This is a genomic window from Arthrobacter sp. TmtSoilC77, assembly GCF_059739415.1.
The window spans coordinates 1,442,710-1,458,510 of the sequence record NZ_AP046050.1; the positions used below are offsets into that span (position 1 = coordinate 1,442,710).

The 15,801-nt window shown below is 62.5% G+C and carries 17 protein-coding genes; 6 read left to right on the forward strand and 11 right to left on the reverse strand.

Annotated elements, in window-relative coordinates; all coding sequences use genetic code 11:
- Positions 1-61: 61 nt before the first annotated feature.
- Positions 62-706 (reverse strand): GNAT family N-acetyltransferase, encoded by a 645-nt coding sequence (locus AC6I99_RS06760; protein ID WP_497960669.1) that lies wholly within the window; start codon positions 704-706, stop codon positions 62-64.
- A gap of 136 nt (positions 707-842) precedes the next feature.
- Positions 843-1,649, reverse strand: a complete 807-nt coding sequence (locus tag AC6I99_RS06765; protein ID WP_497960670.1) for a hypothetical protein — start codon at positions 1,647-1,649, stop codon at positions 843-845.
- Positions 1,650-1,711: 62 nt separating this feature from the next.
- Between AC6I99_RS06765 and AC6I99_RS06770 the strand changes: the two genes are divergently transcribed.
- From AC6I99_RS06770 to AC6I99_RS06780, 3 genes are all read left to right on the forward strand, one after another.
- Positions 1,712-2,257, forward strand: coding sequence for a prepilin peptidase (locus AC6I99_RS06770; protein ID WP_224091620.1), 546 nt, complete (start codon positions 1,712-1,714; stop codon positions 2,255-2,257).
- A 129-nt stretch (positions 2,258-2,386) separates the two neighbouring features.
- Positions 2,387-2,890 (forward strand): META domain-containing protein, encoded by a 504-nt coding sequence (locus AC6I99_RS06775; RefSeq protein ID WP_497960671.1) that lies wholly within the window; start codon positions 2,387-2,389, stop codon positions 2,888-2,890.
- A 4-nt stretch (positions 2,891-2,894) separates the two neighbouring features.
- A complete protein-coding gene (locus AC6I99_RS06780; protein ID WP_497945710.1) occupies positions 2,895-3,371 on the forward strand; it encodes an NUDIX hydrolase in 477 nt (158 codons plus the stop codon).
- Positions 3,372-3,498: 127 nt separating this feature from the next.
- Here AC6I99_RS06780 and AC6I99_RS06785 read toward each other — a convergent pair whose 3' ends face one another.
- From AC6I99_RS06785 to AC6I99_RS06795, 3 genes are all read right to left on the reverse strand, one after another.
- Positions 3,499-4,926, reverse strand: a complete 1,428-nt coding sequence (locus tag AC6I99_RS06785; RefSeq protein ID WP_497945709.1) for a class II fumarate hydratase — start codon at positions 4,924-4,926, stop codon at positions 3,499-3,501.
- Positions 4,927-5,013: 87 nt separating this feature from the next.
- The gene (locus AC6I99_RS06790; protein WP_224091623.1) at positions 5,014-5,628 is read right to left on the reverse strand and encodes a carbonic anhydrase; all 615 of its coding nucleotides are present in this window, start codon (positions 5,626-5,628) and stop codon (positions 5,014-5,016) included.
- 56 nt (positions 5,629-5,684) lie between these two features.
- Complete coding sequence (locus tag AC6I99_RS06795) at positions 5,685-6,368, reverse strand: DUF4245 domain-containing protein (RefSeq protein WP_497945706.1); 684 nt, start codon at positions 6,366-6,368, stop codon at positions 5,685-5,687.
- Between the two features lie 200 nt (positions 6,369-6,568).
- On the opposite strand from AC6I99_RS06795, the gene glpX reads away from it, so the two are divergent.
- Positions 6,569-7,591 carry a class II fructose-bisphosphatase gene (gene glpX, locus AC6I99_RS06800; protein ID WP_216924934.1) on the forward strand — a complete coding sequence of 341 codons (1,023 nt, stop codon included), beginning with the start codon at positions 6,569-6,571 and terminating at the stop codon, positions 7,589-7,591.
- A gap of 160 nt (positions 7,592-7,751) precedes the next feature.
- Here glpX and AC6I99_RS06805 read toward each other — a convergent pair whose 3' ends face one another.
- Genes AC6I99_RS06805 through AC6I99_RS06825 form a run of 5 tightly spaced genes read right to left on the reverse strand, consistent with a single transcriptional unit; the run spans position 7,752 to position 13,393 of the window.
- Positions 7,752-8,687 (reverse strand): lipid II:glycine glycyltransferase FemX, encoded by a 936-nt coding sequence (locus tag AC6I99_RS06805; protein ID WP_224091625.1) that lies wholly within the window; start codon positions 8,685-8,687, stop codon positions 7,752-7,754.
- 3 nt (positions 8,688-8,690) lie between these two features.
- Positions 8,691-9,941, reverse strand: a complete 1,251-nt coding sequence (gene manA, locus AC6I99_RS06810) for a mannose-6-phosphate isomerase, class I (RefSeq protein WP_497945702.1) — start codon at positions 9,939-9,941, stop codon at positions 8,691-8,693.
- Between the two features lie 52 nt (positions 9,942-9,993).
- On the reverse strand, positions 9,994-11,634 hold the full coding sequence (locus AC6I99_RS06815; protein WP_497945700.1) for an LCP family protein: 1,641 nt from the start codon (positions 11,632-11,634) through the stop codon (positions 9,994-9,996).
- Between the two features lie 11 nt (positions 11,635-11,645).
- Entirely contained in the window at positions 11,646-12,209 is a 564-nt protein-coding gene (gene purE, locus AC6I99_RS06820; protein WP_224091629.1) for a 5-(carboxyamino)imidazole ribonucleotide mutase, read from the reverse strand.
- Positions 12,206-13,393: a 5-(carboxyamino)imidazole ribonucleotide synthase gene (locus AC6I99_RS06825; RefSeq protein ID WP_224166831.1), complete on the reverse strand. Its 1,188-nt coding sequence runs from the start codon at positions 13,391-13,393 to the stop codon at positions 12,206-12,208. Before AC6I99_RS06825 ends, purE begins: the two co-directional genes overlap by 4 nt.
- A gap of 225 nt (positions 13,394-13,618) precedes the next feature.
- Here AC6I99_RS06825 and AC6I99_RS06830 point away from each other — a divergent pair, with 225 nt between their 5' ends.
- Positions 13,619-14,185, forward strand: a complete 567-nt coding sequence (locus AC6I99_RS06830; protein ID WP_224091633.1) for a GtrA family protein — start codon at positions 13,619-13,621, stop codon at positions 14,183-14,185.
- Positions 14,186-14,187: 2 nt separating this feature from the next.
- Here AC6I99_RS06830 and AC6I99_RS06835 read toward each other — a convergent pair whose 3' ends face one another.
- Positions 14,188-14,883 (reverse strand): TIGR03089 family protein, encoded by a 696-nt coding sequence (locus AC6I99_RS06835; RefSeq protein WP_224166832.1) that lies wholly within the window; start codon positions 14,881-14,883, stop codon positions 14,188-14,190.
- Between the two features lie 366 nt (positions 14,884-15,249).
- Between AC6I99_RS06835 and AC6I99_RS06840 the strand changes: the two genes are divergently transcribed.
- The gene (locus AC6I99_RS06840) at positions 15,250-15,795 is read left to right on the forward strand and encodes a WhiB family transcriptional regulator (protein WP_263422286.1); all 546 of its coding nucleotides are present in this window, start codon (positions 15,250-15,252) and stop codon (positions 15,793-15,795) included.
- The last annotated feature ends 6 nt before the right edge of the window (positions 15,796-15,801 follow it).

Genomic DNA, 15,801 nt, shown 5'->3' on the forward strand with positions numbered 1-15,801 from the left:
CTTTTGACGCACGCTGCCGGATCCCTGGCCTTCGCCTTGTCAGGCGGCCCGCCGGAAGTTGCTAGATGGCTATGTATTGGGAAAAGGCTTCGTGGCCGAGGACTTTGAGGGTCCAGTTGGGGCGGATGAACGTTTCCGGGGTGAGGCGGACTCTTTGGACTTCTTCGACTTTGTCGCCCCAGCCGTCGCGGACGAGGCCGTTGAGTTCGTATCCCAGACTCAGGGAGACGCCCAGGGATTGCTTGTTCCAGACGGCAGCCTCGGACTCCGCAACTTCCGCTTTCAGGTAGTCGAAGGCATAGCTTACGACGGCGGCGCGCATCTCTTTGCCGAAGCCCTGGCGTTGCGCGGACCGCTTGAGCCAGGAGCCCGTGCCCACGGTCTTTAGCGTCTTGAAGTTCTTGGCGCCAATGTCCTGAACGCCCAGGAAGTCGTCGTTGTGCCAAACGCCAAGGACGAGGGTCCAGGAGTCAGGCGTGAATCCGGCCCTGCAGCGCCAGTACCACTGGGCCATGTTGGGAGCGAGTTCGTCGTCCGGGAGTTCTGCCCACGGCGTGCTGAACGGGCTCTTGCCGGGCTCATGGACGCCGGAACGGGCGGCCGCGACGGCAGCCGGGATATCGGCGTCGAGAACTGGACGGAGAGTTAGCCGGGGCGTCGTGAGCGTGAGTCCGAAGGGCGGCCAGATTTCCGTGAGCGTGGTCATCGGTGCAGCTTAGCCCGGCTGTCGAGGGCATGCGAGTCACAGGGCCGGTGCCAGCCTTATGAGTAGTGAACCCGCTATTCCGTTGTTGGCCAACCAAGGAATAGCGGGTTCACGACGTTTGCGGATCCTGGGGATGTCAGGCTGCTGGGCCGATGTCCCAGGAGATATGGCGCCGAACGTCGGTCAGGTTCATTGATTCGGCAAGGAAAAGATCGTCCAGCATGTATTCGTCAACGGCCAGAATCTTTAGCCAATGACCTTTGCCGGCCGTATCGCCGTCCAGGCTTTGGCTGGCCACGCAGACGCCCGTCCCGGCATCCACGCGGATCAGCGTCCGCCCCGGGTGGGCCAAAGGTTGGGAAGGATCCAAGGGCACGTAGGTCCGGCCACGGGTCACCACCGTTTCCAAGGCCAAGCGTCCCTCATGGTCAACTTCCCGGGGCTCTTCCAGGGATACGGGATTGGAATCCGGGAACTCCAGCGGGACGGGCGCATTGCCCGCAAGTTCCACCGGATCCAGTGCTGCAGCCAGCCGTCCGTTGCCGAAGGACGGTTCACCGTATGCCGCCTCCGGGCGCCTCCGGACCAAGCCAGCGCCATCATAGACCGGGGTCACCAGGTGGGCAGGAATCAACCATGAGCGTCGCGTCGCACTGACGTAGAGGTCGTCCCGGGAATCATTGATGCCCGTGGTGCTGTGCAGCAGCTTTCCGTCAGGAGTTTCCAGCCGCAGCGCGCCGGGCCGCCTGAGCCATGCACGGACCAGATTGGCGCCCGTCCCGGGCCGTTCGAGGTATTCGAAACGCAGACTCGTCCATTTCCACGGGGAAGAACGGCAAAGGTTGCGGAATGTGGAGGACAAGTCCTGCGGTTGCCCGTTGTTGCCGTTGGCCGGGCCAAAACCTGTTCCGAAACCTGATCCACCTGCACTGTAGCGGCCCATATCCACAGTTTACCTACGCGTTCAACCCGGCCCTTGGAGTAATTCGGGATAGCATCTGCAGGGTGATCCGACGACTCGCCGACCTCTGGGACGCCAGCCCACTGGGCTTCTGGCTGGTGGTTCTTGCCTGTGCGTACTTCGTGGTGATGGCCGTGCGCCTGACCATTATTGATATCCGGAGCCATCTGCTGCCGAACCGGATCGTCTTTCCCTCCTATGCGGTGGGCGGGGTACTGCTGCTGGGCGCTGCTGTCCTGGTGTTCTTTGGCGGCCCGGATGCTGCGCTCGATGCCTCGATGTTCGGTATCCCCGGGCTCGGTGTGCTGGCCGGTGGCGGCGTGCTGTGGCTGTTCTACTTCCTGCTCCGCTTGGTCTATCCCCCCGGTATGGGGTTTGGGGATGTGAAGCTGGCCGGAGTGCTTGGGCTCTACCTCGGCTACCTTGGGTGGGCCCATGTCTTCGCCGGCACCTTCGCTGCTTTCTTGCTCGGCGGGTTGTGGAGCCTGGTGATCCTTGTGTCCAGGCGCGGAACGCTGGGTTCGGCCATCCCGTTCGGGCCCTTCATGCTCGCGGGAGCCTTGGTGAGCATGGTGCTCTTGCCTGCTTGATTCTTGCAGTCGCACCCGCAGCCAACTGCGGCCGAACTGCAACGCTTCCCGTATTCTCAGCGTTCACCGGGCTGCGGCATGCTTAGCCCAGATGGTTTGATCGCTCAGGAACGCCTGAAGGGGGCCAGGGTGCAGCGGAGTGGATTTTGGCCCGTTCCGGGTGTCACAGTGGCCTGCGCATTGCTGCTCTCCGGATGCGGGCAATCGGGCAACGTTCCCGGTGCAACCCCCGGGCCCAGCATTCAACCGCTCATAACCCAGAAGCCGGAGCCTTTCTGCGAGGGCGGTCCGCTGGGTTGCTCCACGTTTACGTCGGTACACGGAAGCGATGCCACCGGAGATGTAGCCTGGCTCCGCACACGGCCGCTGCAGATCAGCGCGACGCATATCAACGGGGCATGGACCCTACTGGTGAAGACGCCGTGCAACGTGCTCAATGTGGAAATCTCGGTCAAGGACGATACCTGGGTCATGCGCTCGATGGCCGCCTCTGCCATGGGCTGCCCGGAGCTTGAGGGCAGCTACGAGGCCTGGACCGCCAAGCTCTTCGAGCAACCTGTTCAATGGAAACTCAATGGCGGCGTGCTCACGTTGAGCAACCCGTATGCCACGATCGAATTGAAGGAAAGCTAACTCCATGGGCGCGCCGGAATTTATCCTCAAGCTTCGGGAGAAGATCGGGAATGACCCCCTGTGGTTGCCGGCGGTCAGGGGAGTGGTTTTCGACGACGATGGCCGGGTGCTGCTCTGCCAAAGGGCGGACAATCACCACTGGACGGTGATCACCGGCATCCTTGAGCCAGGCGAGCATCCTGCACCCGGCTTGGTCAGGGAAATCTTCGAGGAAACTGCGGTTGTGGCAGAAACTGAGCGGATCATCGCCGTCGGGGTTGTAGGTCCGGTGACCTTTCCGAACGGCGACATCTGCGACTTCCTGGACATCACTTTCCGCTGCAGATATGTTTCCGGCGAAGCCCAGGTAAACGATGATGAATCCATCGCCGTTGGCTGGTTTGGCCTGGATGAACTGCCTGACATGAGCGAGGGAAACCTTCAGGCCATCAGGCTTGCCACGGAGCCCGAAGGCCCCGTGGCGTACCAGGTGGAGGACTAAGCTATGTGGCGCCGGCGTCAGCCGGTGCCCGCCTGCGCTCCTGCCCATGGCCCGGGAACGCCAACGGCCGGCACTCTTTTCGAAGAAAGTGCCGGCCGCCGTCGTGCTTTGGGTTTTAGGCCAAACGTCAGGCCTTGTGCGCCGGGGACGTCATGGTGGTGACGTCCAGGGCCTTGTCGAGTTCTGCCTCGGAGACCTTGCCTTCGCCTTCACCCACGAAGCCGAGCTTCTCGGTTGCCTGGCGGATGGTGAGACCCTCCTTGACGGCGATCTTGGCAATCTTGGCGGCGTTCTCGTAGCCAATGAACTTGTTCAGCGGCGTCACGATGGACGGGGATGCCTCAGCCAGGAAGCGGGCGCGCTCCACGTTGGCGGTGATGCCGTCGATCATCTTGTCGGCCATCACGCGGCTGGTGTTGGCCAGCAGGCGGATGGACTCCAGGAGGTTGGCGGCCATGACGGGGATGCCTACGTTGAGTTCGAAGGCGCCGTTGGTGCCGGACCATGCGATCGCGGTGTCGTTGCCGATAACCTGGGCGCACACCATGATGGAGGCTTCGCAGATAACGGGGTTGACCTTGCCCGGCATGATCGAGGAGCCCGGCTGAAGGTCCGGGATGGCGATTTCGCCGAGGCCCGTGTTGGGGCCGGAACCCATCCAGCGGAGGTCGTTGTTGATCTTCATGAAGGAGATCGCGATGTTGCGCAGCTGGCTGGAGCCCTCGATGAGGCCGTCGCGGTTAGCCTGTGCTTCGAAGTGGTCGCGGGCCTCGGTCAGCGGCAGGCCGGTGTCGGCTGCGAGCAATTCGATGACGCGCTCCGGGAAACCGGCAGGAGTGTTGATGCCGGTGCCAACAGCGGTGCCACCAAGGGGGACCTCGGCGACGCGGGGGAGTGCTGCGTTGATGCGCTCGATGCCGTAACGGACCTGGGCGGCGTAGCCACCGAACTCCTGGCCGAGCATCACCGGCGTGGCATCCATGAGGTGCGTGCGGCCGGACTTGACGACGTCCTTGAACTCCACGGCCTTACGGTCCAGGGAATCGGCCAGGTATTCCAGGGCCGGGATCAGGTCATTGATCAGGGCCGAGGTGGCGGCAACGTGCACGGACGTCGGGAACACATCGTTGGAAGACTGCGAAGCGTTCACGTGGTCGTTGGGGTGGACCACTTTGTCGCTGCCCGCAGCTGCGAGGGCACGCGAAGCGAGCTCTGCGATGACCTCGTTGGTGTTCATGTTGGAGGAAGTGCCCGAGCCGGTCTGGAAGACGTCAATCGGGAAGTCGTCGTCGTACTTGCCGGTCGCTACCTCATCGGCAGCTGCGGCGATGGCCTCGGCGAGCTCACCATCGAGCACCCCCAGTTCGGCGTTCGCCAGTGCAGCGGCCTTCTTGACGCGTGCAAGGGCTTCGATGTGAGTGCGCTCAAGCGTCTTGCCGGAGATGGGGAAGTTCTCCACAGCACGCTGCGTCTGGGCGCGGTACAGGGCGTTCACGGGGACGCGAACTTCGCCCATCGTGTCATGTTCAATACGGAACTCAGTGGTGGAAGTCATGGGGCTAGCTTAGGGCGACTTAATGGTTCACAGAAAACCCGGAATGGAGTGCTACGTGCTCCGGCCTGACGACCGGAGCACGGCCGACTAGAGCTTGCCGATCCCGGAAACGAGGGCCGCCCGGCCCTCATCGAGCTTGTAGGACAGGCCCACGACGGCGACGCGGCCGTCGTCGATGGCGTCGGAAATCACACGCGAACTGTCGGCCAGCCGGGCCGCGGTTTGCTTGACGTGCTCCACCACCATGTCGTTGACGTCTTCCTGGTCATTGCGCTTGGCAGTCAATACCGACGGCGTGATGCGTTCCACCAGGTCACGAATGAACCCAATTGGCATCTCACCCGTTTCCACCGCGGCCTTGGTGGCCTTCACGGCTCCACAGCTGTCGTGGCCGAGAATGACGATCAGTGGAACACGGAGTTCGGCAATGCTGTATTCAAGCGAACCAAGGACGGCGTCATCAATCACCTGCCCCGCCGTGCGAACCACGAAGGCGTCGCCCAAGCCGAGATCGAAGATGATCTCTGCGGCAAGCCTGGAATCCGAGCAACCGAAGATGACGGCAAAGGGATTCTGGTTCTCCACCAGGGAGGAGCGTCGCGATGCATCCTGGTTGGGGTGCAGGGATTCACCGGAAACAAAACGTTCATTGCCCTCTTGGAGGCGGCGCCAAGCAAGGGCGGGAGTCAGATAGGTAGGCACCTGATTACTTTACGGCCCGGAGGCGGCGGCTCGTAAAACTGTTGCGCTGCGTGTGCTTATGAGGTCGGCGCTGCAGAGGCCGAAGCTGCAGCGGCCTGGTCCGCGGACTTAACCACAGCGGCGGCGAGGGAAGCGAACTCTTCAAGGTTCGCCGTGCCGCTGAGAATGATGGTGGTTCCGTGGTAGTCGAGCACCATGCTGCGCTTGTCCTTGCCGGAATCGTGGAGCTCCCAGTCCTGGCCACCTGCGTTACGGGTGCCGGTCAGGGGCAGGTTACCTGTCTGCTGCAGGACCCACGTGGGATTCGCCTTGTTGGTCTGGGTGAGGCCGATGAAGGACTCCTTGGGAGTCAGGTAACCAACTTCCCAAGTGGGCACGCCCGTCCCGGTGCCGGATTCCCAACGGGCGTAGTTCGGCTTGAATGTGTCGCCGGTTTCCGGCGTGACAGGTGTGAATCCCGCCACATCGGCAGCGTTGCGGGCTATGGAAGCAACGTCAACGGCGGGCCGAAAGCCCTCACCCTTGGGTGCAGGGTTCATCAACACAATAGGAAGGAATGCGAGGACACACAGCACCAGCGCAATGATCATGCCAATGACGGAGGCATTGGCCCGCTTGGCGGCTTTTGCCGGAATGACGGGTTTATAGGGGGCATCCATAGCGTCCGGGACGCTGCCGGGGATTGCCTCTGCAGCCTGGGGCTGGTTGCCGGCGGCGGGCTTGTCCTGCGTTTCACTCACACCTCCATAGTCCCTCATCCCGGCTATGAACACACAACCGGGAACCTCACCACAGGAACTGCCCGCCGTGGTCATCCAGCGACTCCAAACGCATGCGGCGACTATGATCGTTCATAGAGGGACCCCAGGTTGCCTCGTGCAACCGTGTCCGGTCCCGTGAATCGTCACTCGAAGAAGAGGTTCAAGTGTCTCCTGCACCAATGACCCAGCAGTATTCCACGATTTCGCCGTCGCTCGCCGTCGGCACCGACGAACCCGACCGCAACCTGGCGCTGGAACTCGTCCGTGTCACCGAGGCCGCGGCAATTGCCGGTGGCCACTGGGTAGGTTTCGGCGACAAGAACAAGGCAGACGGCGCCGCCGTCGACGCCATGCGTTCGTTCCTTCACACCGTCCACTTCAATGGAGTCGTGGTCATCGGTGAAGGCGAAAAAGACGAAGCCCCCATGTTGTTCAACGGCGAGCAGGTTGGTGACGGCACCGGCCCCGAGTGCGACGTCGCGGTGGACCCGATCGACGGAACCCGCCTGACCGCCCTCGGCATCAACAACGCCCTTGCCGTCCTGGCAGTAGCCGAGCGCGGCTCCATGTTCGATCCGTCCGCGGTCTTCTACATGGAAAAGCTGGTCACAGGTCCCGAAGCTGCCGACATGGTGGACCTGCGCCTGCCCGTGAAGCAGAACCTGCACCTGATCGCCAAGGCCAAGGGCGTCAAGGTCAACCAGCTCAACGTCATGATCCTGGACCGCGACCGGCACCGCCCGCTCGTGGAGGAAATCCGCGAAGCCGGTGCACGCACCAAGTTCATCATGGACGGCGACGTCGCAGGTGCCATCGCCGCAGCCCGGTCCGGAACCGGCGTGGACGCACTGATGGGCATCGGCGGAACCCCCGAAGGCATCGTTGCCGCCTGCGCCATCAAGTCCCTCGGCGGTGTCATCCAAGGCCGCCTGTGGCCCACGTCGGACGACGAAAAGCAGAAGGCCATCGACGCCGGACACGACCTCGACCGCGTCCTTTCCACCAACGACCTCGTCACCTCGGACAACTGCTACTTCGCAGCCACCGGTATCACCGACGGCGACCTCCTCCGCGGCGTTCGCTACCAGAAGGACCGCGTCCTGACGCAGTCGATCGTGATGCGCTCGAAGTCCGGAACGGTGCGCTTCGTTGATGCCGAGCACCACGCCAGCAAGTGGGAGACGTACGCGCGCAAGCCGTAACCTTCCCATGGCGTAACGCGCCTTTGGACGCAAATAGCGCCCCATCGCTCTGCGGCTATCTCCTCGTACCTCGTCGATTTGATGCCGCTCCCGCGATGGGGCGCTTTTTGCTATCCGGAGGCGTTAGTGCCGCGGCTTCCGGCTTCGCGCTGTTGTGGGATCAGCGGAGTTTGTCGCGGAGCTTTCGGGCCAGTTGGTAGGCGCCGTAGCGGAGTTTGTTCACTGGGAGGTCCCAGGTGCCGGGGTAGGCTACTTCGCGGCCTCCGAAGGACTTCTTGAAGGACGTGAAGCCTGCCCACTTATGGTCCGGCTGGTCTTCAGGGGCCACACCCCAGAGGTCCACGTGCTTCAGGCCCTTCTCCTTGGCATCTGCCATGAGGTTGACCAGGAGTGGAATGCCGGCGCTGAGCTTGCGGTGCGTGTCGTCCAGCGCGGCATGGGCATAGGTGCGCGTGTCCGAGGAATCGTAGGTGAACGCGGCAGCGATCGGCTCGCCCTCCAGCTCAGCTATGAACAGCGTTCCGGCGCCGGAGGGTAGCAAGCATTCAGCCACCTGGGTGAGGTACTCATCGCTTTGTGGCTTGAAGCCGTTGCGTGCTGCTGTCAGGTGGAGGAAATGCAGGAGAACCTTGATGTCTGCAGGATCCTGGGATGCCCGGAACGTTACGCCCTTCTTGTGGATGTTGCGGTAGAGGTTCCGGTTGGTCGGCTTCATTCCGCCAAGAACGTCCTTGAAATCGCCCTCAAGGTCCACGATCCAGCTCAACTCCGGCTGCAGGTTCACGGGCGCCGGCTGGAGGCCACGGGCACGGAGGAGTGCATCGGCCTCGGACGCTGTGAAGCCTGCTGACACAGGTTCCATGCGCACGAAGACAGCACGTTCCTTCTTCGCCAATTCCACCAAGGCAGCCGTCGCGGCGTCGAAGGCGTCCACGGACTTTGCCACGGGCCCATAAGGGGCGTAGATGACCTTGCCAGCCGGGTTCTTTTCCTCAATGGCGAGGAAGCTCCAGCCGGGGCCGGACTGCTCATGGACCCGGCGGCCGAGCGAACGCTGGACGTCAGCCCAAGCGGGCGACTGCAGAAAAAAGTCCACGGCTCAGTTACCCAGTCCTGTGGTCACGGCGAAGGCAATACTTGTTTCGGTGGCGCCTTGCACAGGATGAACATTCACCGGGTTCTCCACCTCAGGGATGAACGCAGCGCCGCCGCGCTGCAGCGGGAGGTCGCTCTTGGGCGAATCGAGCACCACGGAACCGGCAACAACCACGACGACGGCGGGACCGGACTGTGCCAGCGGCACCGGTTCGGCGCCCGGGCCGAGTTCGATCCGCTGGAGTTGGAACTCCTTGAAGGGTGGGCGGTACAGTTCCTGGCCAAACTCTGTTCCACTGGCCTCAACGCGGGGTACGCCCATCGATTCGAAGCGGATGGTCTTGATCAGTTCCGGGACATCCACATGCTTGGGCGTGAGTCCGCCGCGCAGCACATTGTCCGAGGAAGCCATGACTTCCACGCCCAGGCCGTGCAGGTAGGCGTGAACGTTGCCGGCCGGCAGGTACACGGCCTCGCCCGGTTGAAGGGAAAGGTGGTTGAGGAGCAAGGAAATGAGCACACCGGGATCGCCGGGGAAAGCTTCATTGATTCCCAGCATTGCGGCCAGCGCATCTTCGTGGGGCTCTTGGGGTGCGCCTGCACGCAGGACGGCTTCTACCTCATGAATGGCATCCGAGACGTCGCTGCCGCCCTCAATCAGGCGGGTGAAGGCAGCTTTGAGGGCATCGGATTCGTTGGGAACGCTGAGGTCGGAGATGACGTCGCTGATGATTGCGGGGACCTCCACTGCGGCGGAATCCAACACCGAGGCAAGGTGCTCAAAAACGCTTTTGGCTGCTGCAGGGGAGCGGAACCCGCACAATGCCCGGAACGGCGTGAGCGCAAAAATCATCTCCGGCTTGTGGTTATCGTCCCGGTAGTTGCGTTCGGGGGAATCCGCGGGGATCCCTGCGGCGTTCTCGCGGGCGAAGCCTTCGCGAGCTTGCTCCAGGCTCGGGTGCACTTGCAAGGAAAGTGGCTGCTCGGCGGCCAGGATCTTGGTGAGGAACGGTAGCCGGGGCCCGAACTCGGCCAGGCTGTCGGTTCCCAGGAAGTGGGTTGGGTTCGATGCGATCAGGGCATCGAGCGGTTGGGTAACCCCATTCGGATGAATGGCTGTGGACGGCGAATCGGGGTGGGCGCCGATCCACATTTCTGCCTCCGGGCCACCTGACGACGGCCGCCCCAGCAAGCCGGCGATCGCCGTCGTCGAACCCCACGCGTAGGGCCGCAAAACATTCTCAATCTGATACACGAAGGAAAGTCCTTATCGTCGCGCTGAACGTAGGGTGGTGGTGCTGCTGGGGCTACAGCGGGGCGCATTGCCCATTGGTTGCCACGAGGTCCCGGATGCCTTGCTCGTCGCCCTGGGCCTTGAGGCCGTTGAGCAGTTCTTCGGTGATGGGCGTACCGTCCGGCGTGGTGGTCACCGGCGTGAAATCAGAGGACGACGGCGACGGCTGCTGGCCCGCCGGCAGTCCGGCCGGGAGGCTGCCCTGGACCGGGCCCGCTGCCACGACATGAGAGCCCGCCTTGGCGTCGTTGGACACCATGGAGTCATCGGCCTTGGGACTGTCCTTGGACGTCAACAGCTCCTGGACTTTGGAGTGGATCAGATCGAAGTCCGGCACCGTGGAGAAGGAGGCATCGAAATCGGGAGGACCAATAGTGAGGCGCTTGACCGGTTGGCTCTTGGACTTCAAGGCAAGGTCCACAAAGCTTCCGAGCTGCGCGGAGGAGATGTTGGATTCCACCACCTTGGTGCCTGCGTTGGCGATGTCCTCGAACTTGGTCAGCAGCGTGCCGGGGTCCAGCTGCTTGAGCATGGCCTGCTGTACGCATTGCTGGCGTGCAATGCGGGCGTAGTCGTCAACGAACTCGCGGGAACGGCCGTACCAAAGGGCGTGGAAGCCATCCAGGTGCTGGTCGCCAGCCGGGATCCAGCCATCGGGCATGCCGTGGATCCCGTTGGCCTCGTCAGTGACGGGACCACTGATGGGTACCCAGCCGCCAGCCTTGATGCGGATGCCGCCCATGGCATCGATGAGCTTTGCGAACCCGTCCATATCCACCAGCACATACGCCTGCACGGTGATACCCAAGGTCCCGGAGACAGCTTCCAGGGTGGCCTGTGCGCCAGGATCGGCAACCCCCGGGTACAGGTCCTTGTGATTGTTGGTGACCTCGGTGTTGACGGCATTGATGAGGCATTCATCGCCGCAGTTATAGCCGTCGGGGTAGATCTTCCGCATGGGGGAGTCCTCGCTGAACTGGGCGTTCTGCAGGTTCCTGGGCACGGAAATTATGGCACTTTCACCGGTTTTGGCGTCGACGCTGATGACCGAAAGGCTGTCCGGACGCCTACCCGTACGGTCATCACCGGCGTCGCCTCCCATCATCAGGAAGTTATAGCGACCATCCACGGGATCGATGGCTGGGCCGGCGTTGAAGATGCTGCCGATCGCGTTGCGGCTGACATTCAGGACATACGCGAGGTAGCCCAATGACCCGCTGGCCAGAACTGTTGTCATGGCAAGTACGACGGCAATGATGGGCCGCATCCCGGGTGCCAGCAGGTTGGGCCTGATGATCCGCAGGGTGTTCAGGAACAGGTAGGCCCAGCCCAATGCAAGGGCCACGAGGACAACGATGATGAACAGCGATCCCACCGGATGGGTGACGATGCTGAGCAGCATGCTCCGGTTCACCAAAGCGATCAAGAGCGTCAGCAAAGCCAGCGCCCACACAGTGAGGGTGATGCGCAGGGCGAGGCGGCCCAGCTTGCGGTCACCTGCCACGATCTGGGCGCTCCCGGGGATGAAGAGCGTGAGGAGGACCAGCACGAAGGCGCGTTTGGTCCGCACCGGGGCGCTGGCCCCGGCTGGATAGCGGACTGGATCAGTCAGCGCGGCGCCGGACTGATTCGAATTCTTGTGCATGGTGGTCATCCGCTGCCTTCCTAGCGGCTGCTCCGGGCGGACGCGTTGGCAGGGGAAAAGACCTCTTCCACCTTGTGGCGCAGGTTTTCGCCCTTCTTGGTGGCGACGTCGTTCAGCTCCTGCGCGAAGCGGAGCAGGTCCTCACGAAGACGGACGGCAAGGTCATCCGTGCCGGAGGCGAGCATCCGTACAGCCAGGAGTCCTGCGTTGCGGGCCCCCGCGATGGAGACTGTGGCAACCGGGACCCCGGCAGGCATTTGCACGATGGACAAAAGTGAGTCCATGCCGTCCAAGGTCTTCAACGGAACGGGGACGCCGATCACGGGCAGGGGAGTGACCGAAGCCAACATTCCGGGAAGGTGCGCTGCGCCGCCTGCTCCGGCGATGATGACGCGCAGGCCGCGCTCGTGCGCAGTCTGGCCATAGCGGATCATCTCGGTTGGCATGCGGTGCGCCGAGACGACGTCCGCCTCAAAGGGGATGCCGAACTCAGCCAGGGCGTCCGCGGCGGCTTCCATGACGGGCCAGTCGGAGTCCGAGCCCATGACGAGACCTACGAGTGGGGCTGTTGATGCTGATGTCATTCGGTCTCCTCAGGGGTGGTCTGTGCGGGCATCCGGCCGTCGCGGATGATGTTGGCCACTGCAGTGGCGCGTTGGCGGACGGAATCTACCTCCGAGGCAGACGTGCCGGCCAGGTTGACATGGCCGATCTTCCGCCCTGGCCGCACGGACTTGCCGTAGCAGTGCACTTTCGCTGCCGGCTCATAAGCCAACGCCATGGGAAAGGCTTCGAAGAGGTTCTGGTTGTCCCCGCCCAGGAAATTCTTCATGACAAATACCGGCGCCACAGCATCCGTGGCGCCCAGTGGCAGGTCCAGAACCGCACGCAGATGCTGTTCGAACTGGCTGGTGATCGATCCGTCCTGCGTCCAATGCCCCGTATTGTGGGGGCGCATTGCGAGTTCGTTGATGAGGAACCCGGCACCAACCCCAGGGGTCTCGAAGAGCTCAGCAGCCATGACGCCCGTAACACCGAGTTCGTTGGCAATCCGTAGTGCAGCCCCCTCGGCAGCCGCGGCAACCTCGAGTGGAATGTTCTGGGCGGGGGCGATAACTTCATCGCACACACCGTCAACCTGGATGGTGTGAACTACGGGCCATGCGCGCGATTCGCCGCTCGGCGTGCGGGCTACAAGGGCGGAGAGCTCGCGGCTGAAGTCCACCTTTGCTTCTGCAAGCAGGGGACTCATGGCCTGGAACCAATCCGCAGTACCAGCGGCATCATCGGCGGAGTCAACAATGCGGACGCCCTTGCCGTCGTAGCCGCCACGCGGTGTCTTCAGCACTACGGGCCAGCCGATCTTGTCGCCGAATGCCACCAGTTCTTCCACTGAGTCAACGGCGGCCCACTCCGGGTTGGGCAGCCCGAGGCGATCGATGGCCGCGCGCATCACGAGTTTGTCCTGCGCATTCACCAGGGCGTCGGGTCCGGGCTGCACATTGACGCCGGCGTCGATCAAGGCACGCAGATGTTCCGTGGGAACGTGTTCGTGATCGAAGGTCAGGACGTCCACGCCCTTGGAGAACTCAAGGAGGGCGTCCAGGTCTTTATAGTCGCCAATGGGGGCGTTGGCCACAGCGGGGACAGCCGAAACGTCCTCGCCCTCAGCCAAAACCCGTAGTTCGAAGCCTAAAGCGGTAGCAGGCGGGGCCATCATGCGTGCGAGCTGGCCGCCGCCAACAACACCAATTACTGGAAAAGTCACAAGGTTCAGCCTACCGAACCAGTGGCCCGAACACTGATTCAGCCGCTGTAACGTCCCCTGGGTAGATGAGGGAGATCTGGTTTCCGCCGTTGGTTTGGTCCGGTTTTCACAGTGGCGCAGGCCCCGGTATCGGCGTTCTCACAGGGGACTCAAAGGGAACGGTTGGAAATGGGCGCTAAAATGGATGTGGCCCATCGGCCCACTTTTCAACGGCCATGGAGGGTCATGATCACCACACTTGCAGATCGCATCCGCGGACTTGCCTCGCTTTTTTGGCGCGAGGTAGCAAAGTTCGGCGCCGTAGGCGGTGTTGCTTTTGTCATTGACTCGGCAGTTTACATCTGGCTGTTTTCGGGCCCGATGCACGGAAGCGAAGTCTGGGCCAAGGCCATTGCGACGATCGTTGCAAGCGTGTTCTCCTGGGTAGCCAACCGCTTCTGGACCTTCCGCCACCGCAAACAGGCGAACGTGGTCCGTGAGGCCGTTCTGTTCGCCGTCATGAACTTCGTCGGGCTGCTGATTGCTTCCGGTTGTGTGTGGTTCGCCAAGTACGTGCTGGACTTGAATGACAAGCCGTCGCTGTTTATCGCAGGGAGCGTCGTCGGACTCGTGCTGGGCACCATTTTCCGGTTCTTCGCATACCGCTTCTGGGTCTTCAACGAAGAGCTGGATGCCGAGCCGGCTTACTCCCACGACCACGAGATCCTGGAGCTCCATCACAAGGAGAAGTCAGTTGCCGAGGCGGGCACCGGAGGTCCTGCAACCGGCGAATTGCCCTCCATCAAGAACTGATCTCAGGATCGGCTGACGCGCTCATTCTCAAGCAGGTGCGCGGTCACTTCCAGGTCGGGATGCACCAGCACCACTGAGCCGTCTTCTTTCCACGCGCCCAACGCTGCTGCCAGGCCCGGCTCCAAACCATCGGCCGCCCGAACCAGAAGCCGGACGCCCGGTTCCTGGGGAGCGGCGAATCCGTCCAGAAGGCTGTCATGGGTGTGGCCCGCGCTGCCGCGGACGGCCGGAAGGCCGGCTTCCGGTTCGTTGTGTGCCATGAAGACGTCACCGTGGGACCGGACTTCCGCAGCAAAATCCACGACGCCGGGCGGCAACTCGCCGGGCCAGCGCATCGCAAGTGCCGCGAGGGGTACGGCGACGACCGCGTCAAAGCCGGCCGCGGCGCCGTCGTCGGGAGTATCTGTCACCAGCAGGTCCGCTGCCGTGCCGTCGAAGACTACTTCCATGCCCAACTGCCACGCGGCAAGCGCCCACACGAACGATTTCCAGTGTGCCGGGAGGTCCAGCCTGATAGCCTTGCCCGGCTCGGCGTCCAGTTCGTCCTGCAGCAGGTTGCTGGTTTTTGCAACCCAGTTGTCCAAAACCCGCCCGGAGAGCTCTACGCGCTCGGAATCAGGGCCGTACCAGGTCAGCCTCGGGGATGTGGAATGGCCGGATCGCAGGGTGGTCATCAGGTTCGCTGCCGGGATGCTCATGCATCAATCCTGCCACGGTGGGGACGTCGAGCCGCAGGAGAATGTGAAATGCAACACACCTCCGTTAAGTCCAGTCGATGGACATCCTGCGCCGGTCTTGGGAATTCCGCGGAATGTCAGGAGTTGTTCATCCAAAGTGATGCGGGGCTTCCGTTTTAGCCTCAGCCGGCCCGCGCCACGGCGGAAAACGTTGGGCGTGGCGCATCCCACGTTTCTACAGATTCTTGATTATTATCCCGGCGCGGCTTGACTGGTGGGTAGTTACACGCGTGTAATTAGTAATCAACGCCGCTGCACAGATTCCCGGAACACCGCCGGAAATCGGAAACACATCCAAGCAGCAGCTGCAAAATCAGGAGGGACGCCATGGGGCAAGCGTTGCGTATCCAGGAAGATGCAGTCGTCGCAGAACATGCGTCGGTGAAATACCGTTCGCGGGAAGTGCCAGGGGACTGGTACGTGGACCCGGCGGACCCGGAAGCGGCAGACCGATACAACCAGAACGTGCAGCAGTCGTTGGAGGATCAAGCAACTGCCCTCCTCGCTGCGCACGAAGCGTTGATCGGGGACCTACCTGCCGGGCCGGACGAAGACTTGGACGACCCTCCCATGGAGTTGCGTCGTCCCCAGGAAATTCCAGGACAGCCGGTGTGGATCGGACTGCCGGGCCAAAGTGACTTCGATGACGAGGGCGAACTCGGTTGGCAGACTGACGCCCTGTGCGCCCAGACAGATCCGGAAGCATTCTTTCCGGAAAAGGGCGGATCAACCAGGGACGCAAAAAAGGTCTGCGGAGCGTGCAACGTCCGGTCGCAGTGCCTTGAGTACGCCCTCGCGAACGACGAACGATTCGGCATCTGGGGCGGGCTCTCCGAGCGCGAACGTCGCCGGTTAAGGAAGCGGGCAGTCTAATTCTTA

Bases quoted from the DNA above. Each gene is read 5' to 3' on its own strand.
- AC6I99_RS06835 (WP_224166832.1), bottom strand. From the start codon at position 14,883: ATGAGCATCCCGGCAGCGAACCTGATGACCACCCTGCGATCCGGCCAT.
- AC6I99_RS06815 (WP_497945700.1), bottom strand. From the start codon at position 11,634: ATGACCACCATGCACAAGAATTCGAATCAGTCCGGCGCCGCGCTGACT.
- AC6I99_RS06830 (WP_224091633.1), top strand. From the start codon at position 13,619: ATGATCACCACACTTGCAGATCGCATCCGCGGACTTGCCTCGCTTTTT.
- glpX (WP_216924934.1), top strand. From the start codon at position 6,569: ATGACCCAGCAGTATTCCACGATTTCGCCGTCGCTCGCCGTCGGCACC.
- AC6I99_RS06780 (WP_497945710.1), top strand. From the start codon at position 2,895: ATGGGCGCGCCGGAATTTATCCTCAAGCTTCGGGAGAAGATCGGGAAT.
- AC6I99_RS06765 (WP_497960670.1), bottom strand. From the start codon at position 1,649: ATGGGCCGCTACAGTGCAGGTGGATCAGGTTTCGGAACAGGTTTTGGC.
- AC6I99_RS06785 (WP_497945709.1), bottom strand. From the start codon at position 4,926: ATGACTTCCACCACTGAGTTCCGTATTGAACATGACACGATGGGCGAA.
- purE (WP_224091629.1), bottom strand. From the start codon at position 12,209: ATGACATCAGCATCAACAGCCCCACTCGTAGGTCTCGTCATGGGCTCG.
- AC6I99_RS06840 (WP_263422286.1), top strand. From the start codon at position 15,250: ATGGGGCAAGCGTTGCGTATCCAGGAAGATGCAGTCGTCGCAGAACAT.
- AC6I99_RS06760 (WP_497960669.1), bottom strand. From the start codon at position 706: ATGACCACGCTCACGGAAATCTGGCCGCCCTTCGGACTCACGCTCACG.